The sequence below is a fragment of the Simiduia sp. 21SJ11W-1 genome, from assembly GCF_024138675.1.
In the GTDB taxonomy this organism is placed as follows: Bacteria; Pseudomonadota; Gammaproteobacteria; order Pseudomonadales; family Cellvibrionaceae; genus Simiduia.
On the sequence record NZ_CP090959.1, the window covers coordinates 1319839 to 1341158 of the forward strand.

Here is a 21320-nt window from a genome sequence, read left to right on the forward strand (position 1 = left end):
ATGTTATGGCCGCTTTTCCACTTGAGGGCGAAATTGCACCGGGGCTAGAGCCGGTAGCCGAGGTGTTTGCCGGGCTGCAAAGCACGCAATCGCAAGGTGCGGCGCTGGCGGTTTACCGCGACGGCGAATGCCTGCTGGATGTGTGGGCCGGTGCGCGCGATAAGGCCCAGAGCAGCCCTTGGGAGCGCGATACGCGGGTAAATATATTCTCTGCCGGCAAACCGCTGGTGGCACTGGTGGTGCTGCAGCTGGTGGCAGAGGGGCTACTGGATTTGGACAAACCCATTGCGGATATCTGGCCGGCCTTTGGCGCTAACGGCAAGGCAGACATCACACTTGCGCAGGTGTTGTGTCATCGTTCAGGCGTGAACGCCTTTCACGAGCCTGTGAAAGACGCGCTTATTTTCGACAACCCCGCCATTACCGAACGCATTGCCAGCGAGCGGCCCTGGTGGGAGCCTGGTAGCGCCCAGGGGTACTCGCCCATAATTTATGGCTGGATTCTCGCAGAGGTCATCAAGCGCGTAACCGGTGCCGCTCAGTTTGCCGAGGTGTTTGATGCGCGGGTAAACGGCCCGCTCGATACCGCCATTGCCTTTGGTGTGCCAGCCGCTGAACAACCGGACCTTGCTGAGGTGAGTGCCATTCGCGGTGCCAAGGCCGAGCAGGGTGTGCTCCAGCTTGGGCGCGCCATGAAAGACGACCCGCAAGGGGTGGTGAACAAGGCCTTCACCAACCCCATGAGCCTGATGGTAGGCACCAATGGCGAGGCTTGGCGCAGTGCCGAAATTCCGGCCGCTAACGGCCACGCAAGCGCCCGGGATATAGCCTGCGTGTATGACGCGCTGATCAATACCGAAACCCTGTTGCCGGCAGCACTGCGTGCCGAGTGCTGGCGCGAGCAAAGCGCGGGTGTTGATCGTGTGTTGCAAACCCCAATGCGTTTCTCCCGGGGCTTTATGCTCACCCAGGAGGGGGCAGATCGTAGGCTAGGCCGCGGCCAAAGGGCCTTTGGCCACGCCGGGGCCGGTGGCTGCCTGGGCTTTGCCGATCCGGATTACCAGCTAAGCTTCGGGTTTGTGTCTAATCACATGGCGCAAAGCTTGTTAATTGATAGCCGGGCCCAAAAATTAATAGATGCGTTATATCAGGTCATTTAGGAGGCTGTGATGTCTGACGATAGCTTGGCGACCTGTGTGGGTCGCGTGGAAGAACTGGAAATTCGCTTGGTGTTTCAAGAAGACATGTTAAGCGAGTTAAACAAGGTGCTGGCGCGCCAGGATGCCGAGTTGATCAAACTGCGTGAACAGGTAAAAAGCCTGAGTGAAAAGCACCTGGATTTACAGTACCGGGTTGATCAGCGTGGTGAAATCAGCGATGAGCGCCCACCCCACTACTAGGTAGGCCGGCCGGGCGCTATTTAGAGTCAGATGCTAGGTATTTGTGCATTGATATAAATTAGTGCTAGCCATTGACCTTATTTCTCATACTTTTGGCACGAAAATCCGCCAAAGCCCCCGGATTTACGGGTATTTAGCCGGCACTGGAGTATTAGTCAGCTAGACTCACACTGAATACGGACGTACCGCGGAGAAGTTCGCTCGCAATGACGGCGTCGCTTAGCCAGACCAAAGCCAACACCCACCAGCAGGTGCTTGATCAAAGCACCGCGGCGGCTTTGTGCTGGCAGGTAATGAACGACAACCAGGTGAGCCTGTGGCGCTGGCATATACCCAGCGGTGAATTTCTGCTCTCGCCCCAATTTCTTGCCCTTGCCCAATTGCCCGCCAGCCAGCGCATTGGCCGTTTGGATGATTTTCTGTCATTGGTGGCAATGGATCACCAAGCGGTGTTGTTAGCGCAAGTGGGCCGTATGCTCAAGGGCGCCAATACCCGGTTTCAGTGCCCGCTAACCCTAAAAAACGGCTGCCAGCTGGTGCTCTTTGGCAACTTCGATCTCTCTACCCGGGCCGCCACCGGCATGATTACCGGTGCGTTGCCAACCGGGCCCATTGCCTCGGATAACTATGCGCTGTTATTTGATGGCCTGTTTCAGCACAGCCATGTGCCCAAGGCACTGTTGGATGCAGAAGGCCACATGATGCGGGTTAATCCTGCCTGGGAGCGGCTGTTTAAACACATGCCGGGCCAGTTTTTGCAAACCCACACCCACTTCGATTTGCTGAAACACCCGGGCTGCTCGCTCACCGATGACGAGCGTGCCGACATCGCCATAAAGTTAACCGGTGGCCAATCGCAAACCTTTAACTTTTCTTTTGAGCTGGCACGGCTGCTGGATATCCAGCCGGCCGAGGCTCCCACGCTGCACTTGCGCGCCACCCATTCACCCCTGCTGGATCACGAAGGCCAGCTGCGCTGTGTATTGGTGGTGTATGAAAACCGATCGGAAGAATTACGCGCCAGCTACGATTTGGCCCGCAACACCCAGCTGCTTACGGGGGTGTTGGGCCAACGCGGTGCACCTCCGGTGGCGGTAAAGGACCTGGATGGCAACTACCTGTTTGCCAATGAACTCTACCTGAAATTGTTCATGGGCGGCGCCACCAAGGTGCAAGGCATGCGCGACGAGCACCTGCTTGATGCCGCCACCGCCAACCTCATTGCACTGCGCGAACAACAGGTGTTGGCCCAGGGCCAGGCCATTACCGCCGAGCAAAGTTTACCGTTGGCTGCCGAGCAGCCGGGCTTGTTTATTTGGTCGAGCTTTTTGGTGCGCGACGAACAAGATGTCACCTTCGCCGTGGGCCATATGCTCACCGAAATAACCCATCTGCACGAGCAGCGCCAGGTGATTGCCAGCCAACGCCAAGAGCTGCGGCTGCTGTTGGATAACGTGCAAGACATCATTCTTTATCTTGATAAGTGGGGCCGGGTAAAACACGCCAACGCTGTGGCGAGTGATTTTTTCAAAGGCGACACGCTGGTGGGCAAAACCCTGGTAGAAGTGTTTCGCGATTGCCATCAAATGGCGCAATTACAGCGTGAAGTGATGCAAGTGGTGCGCACCAATATTCCGGAATTGGGGGTGACCGAATCGCTGCACTTTGGCAACCGCCAATACTGGTTTAATTCAGATAAGGCCCCCACGGTAGATTCCCAAGGCCAGGTTAACGGCGTATTGCTGGTGATGCGCGATATCACCAAAGAAAAGGTGATAGCCCGTGAGCTGCAAGATAGTGAAAGCCGCTACCGCGCATTTATTGCCAACAGCATGGATGGCATTTGGTGTTGCCGCATAGACCCACCCATAGACACCCGTCAACCCGTTGAAAAACAAGTGGAGCAGCTGGCCGAGCGGGCGCTGTTTTCCGAGTGCAATCAGGTGATGGCGGATTTCCGCGATTGCGAAGATGCCCAATCGCTGCTTGGCATGCCGATGTTTGATCACGGGATTGAGGCGCACCGCGCAGGCATGCGCCAGTTTATTGCCTCAGGCTACCGCCTGCGCGACATTAACACCTTTCGTGATAAGGCCTCCGGTGAACGGCTTGAACTCACGGTATCAACCCTCGGTATTCTCGACGGCCATTTATTGAAACACGTCTGGGGTACCACCCGCGATGTCACCGAAAAACGACGCTATTTGGCCGAAATGGAATACCAGGCCCAGCACGACTCCCTAACGGGCCTGCCCAATCGCAACTTCATGTATCGCACAATTAAAGAGCAGTTAAGCGAGCGCCCGGAGTCACAGAAAATGGCGCTGTTGCTCATTGATCTCAACCGGTTTAAGGATTTGAACGATACCCTCGGCCACCTGATAGGCGATAAGTTGCTCAAGCAAATTGGCCCGCGCCTGCAAGATGAGTTAAGTGATGTAGATTCCTTTGTGGCGCGCCTGGGTGGCGATGAATTTGCCGTATTTTTGCCGCAAATTCGCAACCCCCAGCAGGCGGTAGTGATTGCCCACAGGTTACTTGAGGCCATCCGCGAGCCCTATGAGCTTGAGGGGTTTAACAGCGAAATAGGTGCCGCTATTGGTATTTCACTGCGCCCGGATCAGGCCAATGATGTGAGTACACTCATGCGCTACGCCGATGTAGCCATGTACAACGCCAAGTCGCAGTATTCGGGCATTACAATCTACAGCCCCGAAATAGACCCGCACTCGCCCAAGCGTTTCGCGCTCATGAGCGATTTGCGGCGCGCCATTCGCGCCAATGAATTGATGATGTATTTCCAGCCCAAGGTAGAGCTGCATACCGGCCGCCTGCACGGCTTTGAAGCCTTGTTGCGCTGGAATCATGCCACCATGGGGTTTGTGCCGCCGGGCGATTTTATTCCCATGGCAGAGGCCACCGACATTATTCACCCCCTTACTGAGTGGGTGTTGGAGGCGAGCATTCGCCAGTGCCGCGAATGGCATCGGCGGCGCTTTTACGTTTCAGTGGCGGTGAATTTATCTACCCGCAACTTATTGGATGAACGCCTGCCGAAAAAACTTGAGGCAATGCTGGCTAAAAATGAATTGCCCGCCTCGGCGCTGGAACTTGAAATTACCGAGAGCGCCATTATGGAAGATCCTAGCCGCGCGCTATTGTTGCTGCAGCAAATCAGCGATTTGGGTGTGCGGCTTTCCATTGATGATTTCGGCACCGGTTATTCATCGCTTGCCTATCTTAAACGCCTGCCGGTACAGGCACTGAAAATCGATTACTCTTTCGTGCGTTTATTGCTGCAAGATAAACAAGACGAAGTGATAGTGCGCTCTACCGTCAACCTGGGGCATAACCTTGGCTTGCACGTGGTGGCCGAAGGGGTGGAAGATCAGGCCACGCTCGATTGTTTAAAAGAGATGGGCTGTAATCAGGCGCAGGGCTATTTCCTGGGCAGGCCCATGCCCGCTGCCGACGTACCCGGTTGGTATCAAACCGCGCCCTGGTCGGCAGACCGTGAAGAGGGCGATGAATTGCCCGATTTTTCTTGAGCCTGGAAGCTGAGTTTTAATTTCTAGTTTCTAGTTTCTAGTTTCTAGTTTCTAGTTTCTAGTTTCTAGTTTCTAGGCTCATCTGTGCGATTACATTTTGTCGCTGACTTCAATGCCCAATAAATCCAGCCCCTGTGCCAGGGTTTTTGCCGTGGCCTGGCTCAGAGCCAGGCGGCTGGCTTTTACGGGGGCCGGAATGCCGTCTTTCAAAATGGGGCAGGCCTCGTAAAAACTCATAAACTGGCTGGCCAGCTCATACAGGTAATTACACAATACGTGTGGCAGTGCCTCGGCGGCCACCTGGTTTAATGCCTCGCCAAATTGCAGCAGGCGCAGTGCCAGGGCCTTTTCCTGCTCTGCCTCAAGCAGCAGCGGTGCATCGGCGGGTTGTTCGCCCGCCTTGCGGAAAATACTTTGAATACGCGTGTAGGCATATTGCAGGTAGGGTGCGGTGTTACCTTCAAAGGCGAGCATGGCATCCCAGTTAAAGATGTAATCGTTGGTGCGGGTTTTGGAAAGGTCTGAATATTTCACCGCGCCAATGCCAACTTTGCGGCCAATTTCTTTGGCTTGCTCGGCAGACAGTTCCGGATTTTTTTCGCTTACCACTTGGGTTGCTCGCTCAATGGCTTCATCAAGCAATTCTGCAAGCTTCACGGTGCCGCCCGAGCGGGTTTTAAAGGGCTTGCCATCGGTGCCCATCATGGTGCCGAAGGCGTGGTGCTCAAGGCTGACAGCGTCAGACACATAACCTGCCTTGCGCGAAAGGGTAAATACCTGCTGCATGTGCAGTGATTGGCGGGCATCAATAAAATACATGATGCGATCGGCACCGAGTGTGTTTACCCGGTAGCGCATGGCGGCCAGATCGGTGGTGGCGTAGAGGTAGCCGCCACCTTGTTTTTGAATAATCACAACCGAGGGGTTGCCCTCTTTGTCTTTCATTTCATCCAAAAAGGCAACTAAGGCGCCTTGGTCTTGCACGGCAATGCCGCGCGCCAGCAAATCTTTTACCAGTACCGGTAAATCTTCGTTGTAGGCGCTTTCGCCCATTACGTCTGCCCGGCTCAAGGTGACGTTCAAGGTGCGGTAATTTTCCTCGCCGTGTTGCAGCGAGATATCTTTGAACTTTTCCCACAGTTTTAAAATGTGGGCATCGCCACCTTGCAGCTTTACGACGTAGTCGCGGGCTTTCTGGGCGAAGGCGTCGTCGTCGTCGAAGTGCTTTTTGGCCTGTTGGTAGAATTGCTCCAAATCTTTCAGCGCAAAGGCTTCGCTGTCTTGGGTGGCCAGCTGCTCTTCCAGCTCGGCAATAAGCATTCCGAACTGGGTGCCCCAATCGCCCACGTGATTTTGGCGAATAACCTTGTGGCCCTGAAATTCCAGCAACCGTGCCAGGGCGTCGCCAATAATGGTTGAGCGAATATGGCCCACGTGCATTTCTTTGGCGAGGTTGGGCGATGAGTAATCAATAACCACCGTGGCGGGCTTGGCCACAGGTGCCAGCGCCAGGCGTGCATCGGTAATCACATGGGCCACTTGCGCGGCCAGCCACTCGGGCTTTAAGTGAATATTGATGAAACCCGGGCCTGCTACTTCAATTTTATCGGCCACCTCGTCGAGTGCCAGCGCGCCCACAATTTGCTCGGCCAGTGCCCGCGGATTGGTTTTCATCTGCTTGGCGGCGGCCATGGCGCCATTGATTTGGTAGTCGCCAAAGCCTGCCTTTTTGGCCGGTGCCACATTGGGGTTAACGCCCTCGGGGATGCCAACGGCGGCCATGGCTGCTTGCGCTTTCTGGGTGAGTAATTCGCGGATATTCATAAGGTCCGTTGCAGGCCTGTGCCCGCGCTGAGATAACTGGAAAAGGATGCGAATTTTAACGGCCCCAGAGCCATATGCAAGGCGCAATCTGGCTTGCATTGTGTAAAGGCCGCTGGTGTTCGTTACACTGGCAAGTAAATTCGGGTTAACAGGAGTCTTTCATGCCCCAGCAAGCAACAAAAACCGCCGAAATCCAGGCACGCCTCACAGCTGTACGCGCCCACATGGCAAGCGCGGGCGTTGCGGCCTACATTCAGCCCCGGGCCGACGAGTACCTGGGCGAGTATGTGCCTGCCTGCAACGAGCGGCTTTTGTGGTTATCGGGCTATACGGGCTCGGCCGGGTTTGTGGTGGTGCTGGCAGACAGCGCCGGTATCTTTGTGGATGGCCGCTACACCATTCAGGTGCGCTCACAGGCTCCCGCCGAGTGCTACAGCTACCACAGCATGAGTGATTCACTGGCAGAGTGGCTGGCCGAACGCCTGCCCGCCGGCGCCAAAATCGGCTACGACCCGCGCCTGCACACCTTGGCCTGGGCCCAAACCACTGAAAAGGCGCTCAAGCCCGCCCGCCTGACGCTGGCCCCCTTGGCAACAAACCCCGTAGATGCCAGCTGGGCGGATCGTCCGGCCGCCCCGGCCACGCCGCTGCGCCTGTTCCCGCACAGCTCAGCCGGTGCCACCAGCACAGAGAAGCGCAAGCGTGTAGGTGGGCTGATTACCAAGGCCGGTGCTGATGTGGCGCTCATCACTGCCTGCGATTCCATCGCCTGGCTGCTGAATATTCGCGGCGACGACATCCCCTACTTACCGGTGGTGCTGGGTACGGCACTGCTCTATGCCGATGGCCAGATGACATTTTTTGTAGACCCGGCCAAACGCATAGATTCTTTGGCTGAGCATGTGGGCGAAGGGGTGCGTTTCGAGCCGGAAACTGCCCTGGAGGGCGCGCTCGCCAAACTTGGCGGCCAGCGCCTGTTGGCAGACCCGGCAGAATCCAACGCCTGGTGCCAGCAGCAGGCGCAGCAGGCCGGCGCTGAACTCATTGCCGGTATGGACCCGGTAGCCCTGCCGAAGGCTGCCAAAAATGCCGCCGAGCTGGAAGGTATTCGCCAGGCGCATCTGCGTGATGGCGCCGCGGTGTGCCGGTTTTTGGCCTGGCTTGATCGCGAAGTGGCGGCAGGGCGCTTTTATGACGAGGGCCAGCTTGCCGATAAGCTGTTGTGGTTCAGGCAGCAGCTGCCTGAATTTCTGGATTTAAGCTTCGATACCATCTCCGCCGCTGGCGGCAATGCGGCCATGTGCCACTACAACCACATGAACGGCACACCGGCCATGCTGCCCAACAACAGCATTTATTTGGTGGATTCCGGCGCCCAATACCCAGATGGCACCACCGACATTACCCGCACAGTGGCCATAGGCCAGGTGACCGATGACATGCGCCGGATGGTCACGCTCGTGCTCAAAGGCCACATTGCGCTGGATCAGGCGCGCTTTCCCAAGGGCACCAGCGGCCACCAGCTCGATGTGTTGGCGCGACAGTACCTGTGGGCCGCGGGCTTTGATTTCGACCATGGTACCGGCCACGGCGTGGGCCACTACCTGAGTGTTCACGAAGGCCCACAGCGTATTTCCAAGGGCCCCAATGCCGTGGCTTTGCTCCCGGGCATGGTGTGTTCCAATGAGCCGGGCTACTACCGTGATCACGCCTTCGGCATCCGCCTGGAAAACCTGGTAGCGGTGCGCCCTTGTGAGGCCTTGGCCGGCGCCGAGCGGGAAATCTACGAATTTGAAGCCCTGACTCTGGTACCCATGGATACCCGCCTGATGGATACCTCGCTCATGAGCCGTGCCGAAATTGATTGGGTAAACCGCTACCACCGCCGGGTGTTCGATGCCATGGCCCCGCAACTGGAGGGGGAAGATTTACACTGGCTAACCCAAGCCACCCAGCCCATCGGCGCTTAGGGTTATTCAATTGCCTGCCAAGCAGGCAATTCTTCCCATCTTTGCCATACTGATTGCAGGCTTTCGAACAGGAAAACTTGGCAATCAGTGCGCATTTTAATTTGTGATGACTCCGGCATGGCGCGCAAGCAGGCTGCGCGCTCGTTGCCGGCAGGCTTTGCCGAGCAAATCACCTTTGCCGAGCACGGCGCTATGGCTATGGAGGTGCTGGCGCAGCAAACCATCGATTTGCTGCTACTGGATTTAACCATGCCGGTTATGGATGGCTTTGAAACCCTGGCCGCCATTCGCGAGCGGCAAATCGAGTGCGGCATTGTGGTGATTTCAGGCGACATTCAGCCCCAGGCCCGTGAAAAAGTCATGGCCTTGGGCGCCCTGGACTTCATTCAAAAACCCATTGATACCGATAAACTGCACAAAACCCTGCGCGACTACGGTTTTATTGGCGATGCAACACCCGCCAGTTCGGAGGCAACACCTGAGCCAGTTATAACCACTCCCGATACCGAAACCAGCCCACTCGATAGCCTGCGCGAAGTATCCAACATCGCCATGGGCGATGCCGCGGCCAAACTTGCGGTATTGCTTAAAACATTTATTCAGCTGCCGATTCCCAATGTGGCCTGGCTAACACCGGCGGAGCTTGAAATGGCTATGGGCGTGTTTCAACTGGGTGGCCAAACGGTGGTGTCGCAGGGGTTTGTATCCCGCGGGCTTGCCGGTGAAGCCATTCTCTACGCAGATCGCGATGGCGTCACGGGCCTGCGCAAGCTGATGGCCGCGCTAAAATCGGAACCCGAAACCAACAATGCGCCCATTTTGGATGCAGCCTCCGTGCTGATTGGTGCGTTTTTGTCGCGCTTTGGTCACGAGGTAGATCTCACCTTCAGTAAAAGCCAACCTATTTTGCTGGGCCAGAATGTGATGGGCAGCGAGTTCGTATACAACTCTGCACTCGATGATGTGTTGCTTATTGAAATTCCCTATGAATTTTCTGAACTGAATTTCGGTTGCGATTTGATGATTCTGTTGCCAAAGGTCAGCGGCAAAAAAATGCTTGATCGCGTGGGCTTGTTGTTGGATGGAGGGGCAGGCTGATGGAAATGCGCGAAATTCATTGGCTGATGGACATGGTGACCCACATCGACCTGGGGCTGGTGGTGTTTGATCGCAACGGCAAGATTGCCGTGTGGAACCATTTTATGGAAAACCACTCGGGTTTCAGCTCTACAGAAATGCGCGAGCAATGTTTGTTTGATGTCTACCCGATCATGAAGGAGCCCTGGTTTCAGCGCGAGCTGGATACAGTACTGCTGCTGGAAAACGAAGTGTTTATTACCTGGGAGCAGGTGCCACACCTGATGGGTTTTTCGGCCTACCGGCCCATTACCGCCAAATCCCACTTCATGTTCCAGAACATTGTGTTGCGTGCCATTCGCAGTGCCAGCGGTGAAACCGATCTGGTTTCCATGACGCTTTACGATGTCACCGATATTGCCACTAACAAACTTGCCCTGGAATCTGCCAATAAAGAGTTGGCGATTTTAAGCCGTACAGACAGGCTTACGGGCTTGTTTAACCGCGGTTACTGGCAAGAACAGCTGGAATCTTCCTGGGCGTTACACAAGCGCTATAACCGCCAATACAGCTTGGTGATTTTTGACATCGACCACTTCAAAAAAGTTAACGATACCTACGGCCACCAGGCGGGCGATGAGGTGATTAAGCTGGTGGCAGACTTGGTAAAGGAATGCGCACGCGATAGCGATTGCGTGGGGCGTTATGGCGGCGAGGAATTTACCGTAATCTTGCCCCACACAGACGGCCCGGGAGGCCGGGTGTTTGCAGAGCGGCTGCGTAAAATTATTGAGCAGCAAGTGGTTACCCACGAAGATCAAACTATCACCTTTACTATCAGCCTGGGCGTGGCTGAAATCTCCTCGCACTATGAATCTGAAACAGCTTGGCTGGAAGCGGCTGATCAGGCGCTCTACCAATGCAAGCACGGGGGGCGCAACCAAACCTGTGTTGCCCCCCTGCCTGGCCCTGCCAGCTAAGGCTTAACGGCCCGCCTTAAAACCGGAAGCTTGTTGTGCCGCCTGGGCGGCCTCGGGCGTTGGCGCGGAAGCTGGCCCGCTGCTCTGCAGGTTTTTCCAATTCCTCTATTGCACCTTCTTTAACTTCTTTAGCTACAGCATGTTTAGCTACAGCATGCACCACCCAGCGTTTCGTGGGGTCGCTCTGCAAGCCGGTAAAGGGGTAGCAGGTCACCAGTACCAGTGCGTTACTATTTTCTTTCACCAAGGGTGTTTCGTGAATATCCACCACACCCGCAAACCGGACAGTAAATAAGGTGGTAGCCGTGCGCGTGCTAACGGCCAGCGTTTGCCCCGGCAGGGCGTGTGCCAATGGCGCAAAGTGCGTGTCTCTGTGCCCGCCAATCACCGCAAAGCCCGCACCCGGTAAATCACTGCCTTCCACAAGCCCTGGTCCGAAGGCCAGGCTGTTGCCTTGTGCGCCGGCCAATACAATCAATTCTTCGCCACTGGGCAGGCGCAACTTTGCCACCGGTTGGGTGTCGGCCCAGGGCCAGGGCGTGAGTGCGCCGCTCGAGGGTTGGTGTAAGGTTTGTGCCCAGGCGCGATCAATCAGTTGTTGTGCAAGCCAGGCTTTTAGGTGTATCCAGCTTGCCGCCCACAGGCAGTAAAGGCCCAACAAAACAAGCAGCCCCACCACCATTGCCCGAGCTTGGGGCAATGGGTACTTTAAAAACCAAGCGGCGTTCATAGGTTGCCGCCTTTCAAAAGGCGTGCTGCCTGCGCGCGCGCCCGAGCGGAGCTGGGCTGCAAAAGATGTAACAGCAGCGAAAGCGCGAGGGCCATAAAGGCTGCAGCCAGCCACACAGGTGCGCCCGTTGCAGTGCGTGGGTACATGAGGCTCGGTGCCTGTTGGCCGCGGGGCAGCAGGTTGGTGACGGCGTTGCTGGCCAGTGGCTGATCCTGTGCGCGCCGTGGGGTTTCATCTACGGCAACCAGGCTTGTGTAGGGTGAAATTAGTTCATGTTGCAGCGCTATGGGCAGCACTTTATCGCGCACTTCCGAGGGCGCAATACCGCGGGTTTTTTCATCCAAAAGCGCCTCAATTTTTGCCCTGGCCCACAAAGTGGCAATGCCTTTGGGTGATTTGGTTTCTGGTGTTTGTTGGGCTTGGCCTTTCGCAAAAACGTTTGCCATTGAAAGGGTGCGCGACCAGGGGCCTGCGCTAGTAATGCCCTCTATGTGCAGTTGTGTTTCGTGCACAGGCTTCAGGGCCAAGTGTTCCAGATTGGCGCCGGAAAATTTCATGGCTAAAAGTAAGGGTTCATTGGCGTAGACATCCGGTATGCGTTCAGGCCAGATTTCTGCGCTAACGCCATCGGGCAGGGTAATGGCTAGCTGGGTAAGGTGCGCGCTTTCGAGTTTGGTAAACAGGGCGTTCATTTTCTCGGCAACTTCTGCGGTGCTGCCAATGTGGGTGAAGCTGCCGCGTCCAAATTGCGCGGCCTTGCGCATAAAATAGCTGTTTGGGGCAGCGCCAATGCCCACAGTAAACAAGCGGGTGGTGCCGAGCTTTTGGTGTATTAGCGAAAATAATTGTTGCTCGTTGCCCACACTGCCATCGGTAATAAACACCACTTGGCGCAACCCTGCTTCTGTTTTTGGTTGGGCGAGGGCGGCGGCAAGTGCCGGCGCCATTTCGGTGCCGCCGCTGGCAGAGAGCCTGCTTACAAAAGCATTGGCCAGGCCAAGGTTGTACGTGCTGGCCGCCTGTGGCGTTCTAAATAGCTGGCTGAACTGGGAGTTAAATTCAATGATGTTGAAGGTGTCTTGCGGGCCCAGGCGCGATAGCGCCAACTGCAGGCTGGCTTTTGCTTGCACGATGGAGGGGCCATCCATAGAGCCTGAAGTATCAATAATAAAAGTAATGTCGCGCGCCAGTTCGGCTGCTTGCGGTTGCAAATCATTAGGCAGCACCAGCAGCAAACCGTAGCGCTCACCGTATAGGGTTTCGCTAAATAAGGCCGCCTCCGGTTGGGCGTGGGCGACGGGCTGCCAGGTTAATTCGAAATCGCGATCCATGGGCACTTGCGCCGTGCGCGTACTCACGTGATGGGTGGGGCCTTGTTTAACTAAATTGATATCGTGGTAGCTTGCATCAATGCGCGCCAGCGGCAGGCCGGCGGTGAGTGCAATGCGTAGCCGCATAGGGTTGGTGTTGGCCGTAGCCGCCGGGTGGTATTTGGGGCTAATGAGCGGTGCATCGGGTACCGCTTGGGTGGGCAGCGCCCAGCCAAAATTTGTGAAGTCAAGTTCTGTATTATTCAGGCCTAGAGCCGCCACACCTGCCGCAGGTGCCTGCGGGTTTTCTTGATTCGCCTCGCCAATGGCTGCGGCGCGAAGTGGGGCGCCTGGAATGTAACGGGGCGTTAAGGTCATAGGCAGGCGCCAATGAAAAAGGCCGTCGCGATATTCCACGGGTTGGGTAATGTGCAGCTCAATGGATACGGTTTCACCCGGGCCGATGTTGGCAATATTCTGGGTGAACAGGTTGGGCCGCTGCTGTTCTGTTAAGGCAGCAGATTTCCCGGCAGCTTTGGCTTGTTGGTAAATTTTCCGGGCCTGCTGGCGTTCACGAATGCGGGCCACCACGCGGCGCTCGCCTATGTGCATTTCCATGCGATTGACAGCAGCGGTTTCGGCTAGCGGAAAGCTATACACGGCCTCCTGCCATTGATCAGTGGTGTTTTTAAAATGCTGGGTAAGCTGCATGCGCGCCACAAGCCCGTTAATTTCAACGAGGGCTTCGCTTTCCAGATGGGTGGCCTGGCGGTATTGCTGGCCCACTTTAAAGGCCAGGGTGCCGGATTGGCTGTGCTCGGGGTTAAATGCCCCGGTAGTTGGCCGTGGCTCAGAGTCACTCCCAAGGGCTGCCTGGCTTGCATCGGCCAGTGCCAGCCCCAGCAAAAATAATGTACTGGTTGCCACTATCAACAACCAATGGCGCGTCCATACGCTGGGTTTTTGGGGTTGTTCCAAAATTAAATGTTTGGGAATTTTTCTGGGAGTAAAGCACATAGCACACACCTGCCTGGGTAAATCTGTGAAAGTTAAGGTAGGTTTATTTATGCCAGCACTTTGGGTAATTTCCGTGTGCCAAATGCGATGATACGGTGATCAATTGTGGCAAATTGTGGCAACCTATTGCCCATGCAGTAGCCAAGGTGCCTAAAAGGCTGTAACTGGTTACAATGCGCTCTGCCAAATCAATTACCTAGAGGGGTTCGCGTGCGACATATCGCTGTTGTTGAAGATGAGGCCGACCTGGCAGAAAACTGCCGTGCAGCGTTAGAGCGCCAAGGCTTTAAGGTGAGCACCTATGCCGATCGCCCAAGTGCGTTGGCGGCCTTTCAGGCACGCCTTCCGGATTTGGCCATTATTGATGTAGGCCTGGGTGCTGAGTATGAGGGCGGCTTTGATTTGTGTCGCGAGTTACGCAGCCTTTCAAGTTCGGTACCCATTATCTTTTTAACCGCACGCGATAGTGATTTTGATGTGGTTTCGGGTTTGCGCTTGGGTGCAGATGATTACCTCACCAAAGATATTAGCCAGCCCCATATGCTCGCGCGCGTAAACGCGTTATTTCGCCGTATAGATGCACTCGCTAATGCCAGCCAAATTAAAAGCGAACTCATTGAACGGGGAAAGTTGGTGTTGGATATGGATCGCATGAGTGCAAGTTGGGCAGGTGTCACCCTCGAGTTGACCGTTACCGAGCTGTGGATTTTACAGGCGCTTGTCAAACACCCGGGCCACGTAAAAAGCCGCCAGCAACTTATGGACGCCGCCAACGTAGTGCTTGACGACAACACCATTACCTCGCACATCAAACGCTTGCGCAAAAAGTTTATGCAAGTAGATGCAGCATTTGATTGTATAAAAACCGCCTACGGCATGGGCTACCGGTGGGACGCCTGACGTGCGCCTGAGGCACCAACTGTTTTTGCTGGTGGCCTTAAGCCTGGTGTTGCCTTGGGCTGCGTTACAGTATGTGTCTGAAATGCAGTCGGTACTGCGCGCAGGGCAACTTTCTGCCATGCAGGCAAGTGCCCGTGCTGTGTCAAAATTATTGGCGAGCGATGGCGAATATCTGGCGCTCACCAGCCGCTACCTGGCACCCGTTGGCACAACACCTTTATACGCACACCCTTTGATTGCGCCGCCAATCTTAGACGGTTACGACGATGAGTGGCGGCACTTCCCCTTTGATGCCACAGCATTTTCCGGCGGCAGCAGCGAGCTACAGGCAGAGGTCAAACTGGGTGAGTTTGGCAACCAGTTGTATGCCTTTATCAACGTGCGCGATGGCAACGTGCACTACCACAATCCGGCTCGCGACGCCGTGGCCAGTGGCGATCACCTGGTGCTGCGCACGCGTAATCGCCAAGGCCGGCCGCAGGACTATGTCATATCTGCCAGTGCGCCCGGGCGTGCACAGGTATACAGGCTCGAGGGCGCGCGTGCGCAACTTGAGCATCGCATCAGTGTGGTTTGGCAAGAGCGCGTAGGTGGCTATCAGTTAGAGCTGCAAATGCCGGCGGCCGATGTGCAGGAAGGGCTGGCCTTCACCTTGGTGAGCCAGGCACCCGGTGCCCAGATTGTACGTTTGAGTAGCAGCCCAAGCCAACGGCCGGTGCCGCCGGTGATGCGTCAACACAATGAGCTCAACGGCTTATTGGCCGTGTTTGCAGAAACTGATCAGCGCTGGATGATTTTATCGCCAGGGCATTGGCTGTTGGCCGATGCCGGCAGCTTTCAGGGTGCGCGCGATGATTATGAACAAGGCGAGCGCCGCGCTACGCCCTATGCCTGGTTGTGGCGCATTTTGCTTGCAAGGCCTGATTTGCCCCAGTGGCGCGATGCTGCACGGGCGGGAAGGCTTGTGTTTGAAAAAAGTGAAACAGCCCGCTGGTTTTATGCGGGCGACAGTTGGGTTGCCCAGGTGACTGTGCCGGTATTTTCCGGCGCTGAAATAGCCGGTTTCATTGTGCTGGAGCAAAGCGCCCACGCGCAAGATGCAGGCACCCAGCAGGCATTGTGGCGCCTGCTTGTTTACTGCCTGCTAACAGTGGCTGTGCTGGGAATTGGCTTGCTGGGCTACGCCAGTTGGTTGAGTTTTCGCGTACGGCGCTTGGCGCACGCAGCTGATCAAGCCATGGATGAACACGGCGCTGTGGCCAGCGAGTTGCCCGATGCCAAGCGTGCCGATGAACTGGGTGATTTAAGCCGCAGCTTCTCGCTGGTGTTAACGCGCTTGGGCGATTACACCCGCTATTTACAGTCGTTATCCAGCAAGCTGTCGCACGAGTTGCGAACGCCCCTTGCCGTGGTAAAAAGCTCGCTTGATAACCTGGCGCAAGAGTTGCCGCTAGCGGATGCCCAGGATTCATTGGCAAAGTACCACACTCGCGCGCAGGCCGGTGCTGATAGGCTCTCGGCCATACTAAACGCCATGAGTGCTGCCACGCGGTTGGAAACCTCTCTCTCCCAGGCAGATAAAGAGCCAATTAATCTCGCCGAACTTACCACCGAGCTCGCCGTTGCCTATAGCGATACTTTCAAGCGGCCCATTGCGCTGCGTATCCAAGACAAAGATCTGCACAACTTCCAAGCGCAGGTGGCGCCAGATTTAATTGTGCAGCTGTTGGATAAGCTTATTGAAAATGCCGTAGATTTTTGCCCGCCCGATGGGCAAATAGTGTTGGCACTTGCCCGTGAGGGGCAGCACATCTGTTTGCAAGTCAGCAACGATGGGCCCTTGCTGCCACAGGCAATGCAGCACCAGTTGTTTGATTCACTGGTATCTGTACGCAACCGCACGGATAATTCTGTAACCCACCTTGGCCTTGGGTTACACATTGTGCGTTTGATAGTTGCCTTTCATGAGGGCGAGGTCAGTGCGCGCAATCGCGCCGATGGCACTGGCGTGGAGTTTGAAGTGCGGCTGCCTGTGCCGAAAAGCTAAACGGGCAATAGTTTCAGGCATCAATACAAGATACTCCTTGAAACTGCCCTTAACGCAGTAACATTAACCGCTGCCCGGGTATGAAATCTGTGGCGTAGCTTTTTACACGTCGTAAATACCCTGCGGAGCGCGCTGCAAACTCGCACGCTAGCGCCCTTGTCTGCTCATTACATGGCACTCGCCACAATTCGCCACAATTGATCCGCGCTCTATCTTTTTTGTGCCCGCGCTTTGCCTGTTTGGCTTGTTTTACTAAGCATCAAGGACAGGGAGACAGCCCTTCCCCGAAGTAGACAACCCAACCCCATGAATTGACCGAACAGGAAAACCTTATGAAAAAGATTATCGCATTTGCCGCACTGTCAACCGCCATCTCAGCTGCCACTTTGCCTGTAGAGGCTGCCAGCAAGGGTGTAACGGAGCTTAAACAGGGCACGGCATTTACCACCGGCAGTGTAGTGGGTGCCATGGTGGGTGGCCCCATCGGCATGTTGATTGGCGCACTCGGTGGCGTGTATGTGGCCGAGCAAATTAAACAGGTAGATGAACAAGAGGATTTAGCCGTGGCACTGGCGCACTCCGAACAGCAGGTGGATATTTTGAGTACAGAACTTTCAGCACGCAACGAGATGCTTTCTGCACAAGAGGTGCGCATGGATGAGCTGCAGGAACTGGCATTGGATCAGCTGCAGTTGCAGGTGCTGTTCCACACAGGCTCCGATGTGCTCACCGAGCAAGGCGAAGCGCAGGTGCAATCTTTGGCTAACTTTTTGACGAAAAACCCGGAACTTGCCATTCAATTAAATGGCCATGCAGACCCGCGCGGCACCGATGAGTACAACAACGTACTCTCACACTACCGGGCCATGTCTGTTCAGCAGCTTTTGGAAGCCGCAGGTGTTGCGCCCGATCGCATTGCCGTGAGCGCCTTTGGTGCCGGCCAGTCGAAGGCGCAACGCGGCGATTTGGAAGCCTACGCACTTGAGCGCCGGGTAGACATCACCATTCATCAGCCCAAGCCTGAAGCCATGGCCATGGGGCACTAATCCTGTAAGGTCGCCGGGCAAGGAGGCCCGGTTTGCCCACCCCAAGTAACACAAGGATGCGTTGGTTGGGGACCACAAACAGGAGGAGTGAAACTATCTGCTAATCAACAATGCGTAATTAACTGTGCTGCCACACAGTCTTGCCCACCGGGAAACCCGTGGGCTTTTTTGCCTACAGGATGTAGGTACATCCCGTGAGCCAAGGATGGCGGAAGGGAGTGCCAGGGATGTAGGTACACCGAGAAGGGCAGGACGCCCGGGAGCGGTGTTGTAGCAGGCTAAGCAAAACCCAATTATTACTTGGGATGGCGGGTCGGCGTGCTCAAGGTCACTGCCGAATACTTTTAGAGCGACAACACTATGTGCACAGATGACGCAAGGGAGTGCCAGGGATGTAGGTACACCGAGAAGGGCAGGACGCCCGGGAGCGGTGTTGTAGCAGGCTAAGCAAAACCCAATTATTACTTGGGATGGCGGGTCGGCGTGCTCAAGGTCACTGCCGAATACTTTTAGAGCGACAACACTATGTGCACAGATGACGCAAGGGAGTGCCAGGGATGTAGGTACACCGAGCAGGGCAGGACGCCCGGGAGCGGTGTTGAAGCAGGCTAAGCAGAACCCAATTATTACTTGGGATGGCGAGTCGGCGTGCTTTAACCACAGCCTTTCTATTTCTAAAATACACCTTCATTTGTGACGCCCGAGAGCGGTGTTACAACGGGCGAGGTAAAACCCAAACCTTCTACCAAACCACACACAATCACCGCTTTTGCGCCTTAAATGTTAGGATGCCCCCACATTTAATATTCCCGACGGATCACACAGTGATTAAAACCATCTCACTCACACTGGTGGCCATGGGCGCGTTTGCGGGCAACTCCATTTTATGTCGCCTGGCGCTGAAAGATACCGCCTTAGATGCCGCAAGCTTTACTGCAATACGGCTGCTTTCTGGCGCCTTGGTACTTGGGTGTATTGTGCTGATTCAGCGCCGCTCACTGTGGCGCGCGGGCAGCTGGTTGGGCGCGGCCATGCTGTTTGTGTATGCGGGCGCGTTTTCTTTTGCTTACATAGAGCTCACGGCGGCCGCCGGTGCGTTGATTTTATTTGCAGCAGTGCAGGTGACGATGATCGGTGTAGGGCTTGCCCGCGGCGAACATCTCAGCAGGTGGCAGTGGCTGGGCGTGTGTCTTGCGTGCGCGGGTTTGGTGGGCTTGTTGCTGCCCGGTGTGTCTGCTCCACCTTTGATGGCTGCCATGCTTATGTTATTGGCAGGTGTGGCCTGGGGAGTTTACTCGCTACTCGGCCGCGGCGTTGTGGGCGCCACATCCATGACCGCCGGCAATTTCCTGCGCGCAGCCGTGATGGCGCTGCTGGTGTGGCCTTTCTTGGCTGGCCAATTTAAATGGCACAGTGCCGGCGCGCTTTACGCTGTTGCCTCCGGTGCACTCGCCTCGGGCGCGGGCTACGCGGTGTGGTATGCGGTGCTGCCATCGCTGCGTGCGGCAACGGCCTCCACGGTACAGCTAACGGTGCCAGTGCTTACGGCCATGTTGGGTGTGCTGTTTTTGCAAGAGCTGTTGAGCGTTCGCTTGTTGGTGGCCTGCACGGTAGTGCTGGGCGGTATTGCGCTGGTTATTCGCCCCCTAGCCCATACCAGAAGTTAACGCCGCTGCACTGATACCAGCACGGCCACCTGCCAGATAGCGGCTATACTGTCACTATTCTCAGCTTAAAATCCGGCCCGGTATTGACTGACTTCCGCACCCACCAAAGCCCGCCAGTGGTACTTACCAACTTACGCCACTATCGTCCGCTTGAGATTCTGGCAGTGGCTGCCCTGTACGTGGTATTCGCGCGCGTAAGCCAGGTGTTCGCCATTGAGCCTGGCAATGTCACCCCCTTTTGGATTCCCTCCGGGTTGATGGTGGCCTTGGCGCTGTATCGCGGGCCCGTTATTTGGCCGGGTGTGTTTTTGGGCGCTTTTGGTGGCAACATCTGGGCGTACATCCAGTTTGATTCGCCTGCAGGCGTGTTGGCTGCCGTGGCCTCGGCCAGCTTTAATGGTGTGGGCGATGTGCTAAGTACCGTGGTGATGGCCCAGTTTATTGTGCGCTTAACGGGTTCTTGCTACCCCTTTACTGCCCCCCGGCCCTTTGTCATTTACGCCTTGTTTGCCGTGCTATTGGGGCCTTTTATCAGTGCGGTATTTGGCATAACCGGCATGGTGCTTTTTGGGCATCTGGAATCTGCCTATTGGTGGGCCGCGGTATATACCTGGTTTGTGGGTGACGGGGTAGGGGCCTTGGTGTTCGGGCCTCTGATATTAAGCTGGTTGTTTCCAACCCAAAAAAAGTACGCCCATCGCATTTGGGTTTTTTTGGTGGTAAACGCAGTAGTGGCGGTCAATGCTTGCGCCTTTTTTGGGTTGATTGATGTACCTCAGGTGCTTGCCTATGGCGCCATGGTGTTAATCCCCGGGGCTTTTTATCTGGTGATTAACTACGAACAACGCCTGGCATTTACAGCCCAGGCATTGCTGGCGTTTGTGGCGGTCTCGTCCATTTGGTTAAACGTGGGCCCGCTGGTGTCAGATTCGCAAACTCAATCGCTATTGCAGCTGCAGCTGTATTTGGCCGTTTCCTCATTCATGGTGTATGTGATCGCGGTGGTGGGCTATGAGCGCGAATCGCGGCTGGCATTGCTAGAGTCGCAAAAATCGGATTTGGAGCACCTATACCGTAAAGATCAACTCACAGGCCTCTGGAACCGCTACCGGTTATCGGAATTTATTCAGCGTGAATTGGCTTTGTTCAAGCGCGATTTACGGCCCTTTGGCGTCATGCTCATAGATGTAGATGATTTCAAACTACTCAACGACAGCCACGGGCATCTGGCGGGTGACACGGTGCTGGTTGAATTGGCGCGCCTGCTGGAAACCCACACCCGCGAGAGCGATTTGTTGGGCCGCTGGGGGGGCGAGGAGTTTGTGGTGGTAGTGCACCATTGCAATAAAAGCTCGCTTCAAAGCCTGGGCCAGAAAATCTGCGAGCGGGTAGCCGCGGAGGCATTCACGGGCAGTTTTGCTATCACCGTTAGTATTGGTGCCACGCTTGTGCAAGCTAATGATACCGAGCTTACCCTGCTTGATAGGGCCGATGAAGCGCTCTATGCCAGTAAAGCGCGAGGCAAAAACCAGATTACCTTGGCTTAGCAGGCTACGCCGGCTTGCAATGTTTTGGTTGAAAAACGAACAGCTTCTGCCGCCTTGCAATCGTACGCCAACTTCCCCATAATGCGCCGCTCGTTATGGCGGCCCCTTTTGGTCCTCCCGCAATGAAGCCCTGTGAACCCCGCCAGGCCCGGAAGGGAGCAACGGTAGCAGAATCTTTATGTGCCGGGATGCGGCTGACTGGGGTTGCCACCCAACGCCCCTCTGGCAATCGCCACCACACTTTACCCGCGTTTTAA

At 55.8% G+C, this 21320-nt stretch carries 14 protein-coding genes and 1 other RNA gene; 12 read left to right on the forward strand and 3 right to left on the reverse strand.

Features of this window, described 5'->3' with window-relative positions; genetic code table 11:
* Positions 1-5: 5 nt before the first annotated feature.
* The 3 genes from L1F30_RS05895 to L1F30_RS05905 all read left to right on the forward strand — a co-directional run bounded on the left by L1F30_RS05895 (position 6) and on the right by L1F30_RS05905 (position 4948).
* Positions 6-1160, forward strand: a complete 1155-nt coding sequence (locus L1F30_RS05895) for a serine hydrolase domain-containing protein (protein ID WP_253360614.1) — start codon at positions 6-8, stop codon at positions 1158-1160.
* 9 nt (positions 1161-1169) lie between these two features.
* Entirely contained in the window at positions 1170-1400 is a 231-nt protein-coding gene (locus tag L1F30_RS05900; RefSeq protein ID WP_253360616.1) for a SlyX family protein, read from the forward strand.
* A gap of 206 nt (positions 1401-1606) precedes the next feature.
* A complete protein-coding gene (locus L1F30_RS05905) occupies positions 1607-4948 on the forward strand; it encodes an EAL domain-containing protein (RefSeq protein ID WP_253360618.1) in 3342 nt (1113 codons plus the stop codon).
* Between the two features lie 90 nt (positions 4949-5038).
* Here the strand turns inward: L1F30_RS05905 and argS are convergent, their stop codons facing one another.
* Positions 5039-6772: an arginine--tRNA ligase gene (gene argS, locus L1F30_RS05910; protein WP_253360619.1), complete on the reverse strand. Its 1734-nt coding sequence runs from the start codon at positions 6770-6772 to the stop codon at positions 5039-5041.
* Between the two features lie 161 nt (positions 6773-6933).
* Here argS and L1F30_RS05915 point away from each other — a divergent pair, with 161 nt between their 5' ends.
* The 3 genes from L1F30_RS05915 (at position 6934) to L1F30_RS05925 (ending at position 10799) form a co-directional block, all read left to right on the forward strand.
* Entirely contained in the window at positions 6934-8742 is a 1809-nt protein-coding gene (locus L1F30_RS05915; protein ID WP_253360621.1) for an aminopeptidase P family protein, read from the forward strand.
* Positions 8743-8829: 87 nt separating this feature from the next.
* Entirely contained in the window at positions 8830-9840 is a 1011-nt protein-coding gene (locus L1F30_RS05920; protein WP_253360623.1) for a response regulator, read from the forward strand.
* Positions 9840-10799: a sensor domain-containing diguanylate cyclase gene (locus tag L1F30_RS05925; protein ID WP_253360625.1), complete on the forward strand. Its 960-nt coding sequence runs from the start codon at positions 9840-9842 to the stop codon at positions 10797-10799. The genes L1F30_RS05920 and L1F30_RS05925 overlap by 1 nt, the downstream gene beginning before the upstream one ends.
* A gap of 16 nt (positions 10800-10815) precedes the next feature.
* Here the strand turns inward: L1F30_RS05925 and L1F30_RS05930 are convergent, their stop codons facing one another.
* Both L1F30_RS05930 and L1F30_RS05935 read right to left on the reverse strand, forming a co-directional pair.
* Entirely contained in the window at positions 10816-11529 is a 714-nt protein-coding gene (locus L1F30_RS05930) for a class GN sortase (protein WP_253360626.1), read from the reverse strand.
* A complete protein-coding gene (locus L1F30_RS05935; RefSeq protein ID WP_253360628.1) occupies positions 11526-13856 on the reverse strand; it encodes a marine proteobacterial sortase target protein in 2331 nt (776 codons plus the stop codon). Before L1F30_RS05935 ends, L1F30_RS05930 begins: the two co-directional genes overlap by 4 nt.
* A 210-nt stretch (positions 13857-14066) precedes the next feature.
* Between L1F30_RS05935 and pdsR the strand changes: the two genes are divergently transcribed.
* From pdsR to ffs, 6 genes are all read left to right on the forward strand, one after another.
* Positions 14067-14756: a proteobacterial dedicated sortase system response regulator gene (gene pdsR / locus L1F30_RS05940; protein ID WP_253360630.1), complete on the forward strand. Its 690-nt coding sequence runs from the start codon at positions 14067-14069 to the stop codon at positions 14754-14756.
* Between the two features lies 1 nt (position 14757).
* Complete coding sequence (locus tag L1F30_RS05945; RefSeq protein WP_253360632.1) at positions 14758-16803, forward strand: ATP-binding protein; 2046 nt, start codon at positions 14758-14760, stop codon at positions 16801-16803.
* Positions 16804-17135: 332 nt separating this feature from the next.
* The gene (locus L1F30_RS05950; protein WP_253360634.1) at positions 17136-17849 is read left to right on the forward strand and encodes an OmpA family protein; all 714 of its coding nucleotides are present in this window, start codon (positions 17136-17138) and stop codon (positions 17847-17849) included.
* 824 nt (positions 17850-18673) lie between these two features.
* On the forward strand, positions 18674-19516 hold the full coding sequence (locus tag L1F30_RS05955; RefSeq protein ID WP_253360636.1) for a DMT family transporter: 843 nt from the start codon (positions 18674-18676) through the stop codon (positions 19514-19516).
* Positions 19517-19599: 83 nt separating this feature from the next.
* The gene (locus L1F30_RS05960; protein ID WP_253360644.1) at positions 19600-21063 is read left to right on the forward strand and encodes a diguanylate cyclase domain-containing protein; all 1464 of its coding nucleotides are present in this window, start codon (positions 19600-19602) and stop codon (positions 21061-21063) included.
* A 106-nt stretch (positions 21064-21169) separates the two neighbouring features.
* An RNA gene (gene ffs / locus L1F30_RS05965) (signal recognition particle sRNA small type) lies at positions 21170-21266 on the forward strand.
* Positions 21267-21320 lie beyond the last annotated feature (54 nt).

Bases quoted from the DNA above. Each gene is read 5' to 3' on its own strand.
- L1F30_RS05895 (WP_253360614.1), top strand. From the start codon at position 6: ATGGCCGCTTTTCCACTTGAGGGCGAAATTGCACCGGGGCTAGAGCCG.
- L1F30_RS05900 (WP_253360616.1), top strand. From the start codon at position 1,170: ATGTCTGACGATAGCTTGGCGACCTGTGTGGGTCGCGTGGAAGAACTG.
- L1F30_RS05905 (WP_253360618.1), top strand. From the start codon at position 1,607: ATGACGGCGTCGCTTAGCCAGACCAAAGCCAACACCCACCAGCAGGTG.
- argS (WP_253360619.1), bottom strand. From the start codon at position 6,772: ATGAATATCCGCGAATTACTCACCCAGAAAGCGCAAGCAGCCATGGCC.
- L1F30_RS05915 (WP_253360621.1), top strand. From the start codon at position 6,934: ATGCCCCAGCAAGCAACAAAAACCGCCGAAATCCAGGCACGCCTCACA.
- L1F30_RS05925 (WP_253360625.1), top strand. From the start codon at position 9,840: ATGGAAATGCGCGAAATTCATTGGCTGATGGACATGGTGACCCACATC.
- L1F30_RS05930 (WP_253360626.1), bottom strand. From the start codon at position 11,529: ATGAACGCCGCTTGGTTTTTAAAGTACCCATTGCCCCAAGCTCGGGCA.
- L1F30_RS05935 (WP_253360628.1), bottom strand. From the start codon at position 13,856: ATGTGCTTTACTCCCAGAAAAATTCCCAAACATTTAATTTTGGAACAA.
- L1F30_RS05950 (WP_253360634.1), top strand. From the start codon at position 17,136: ATGAAAAAGATTATCGCATTTGCCGCACTGTCAACCGCCATCTCAGCT.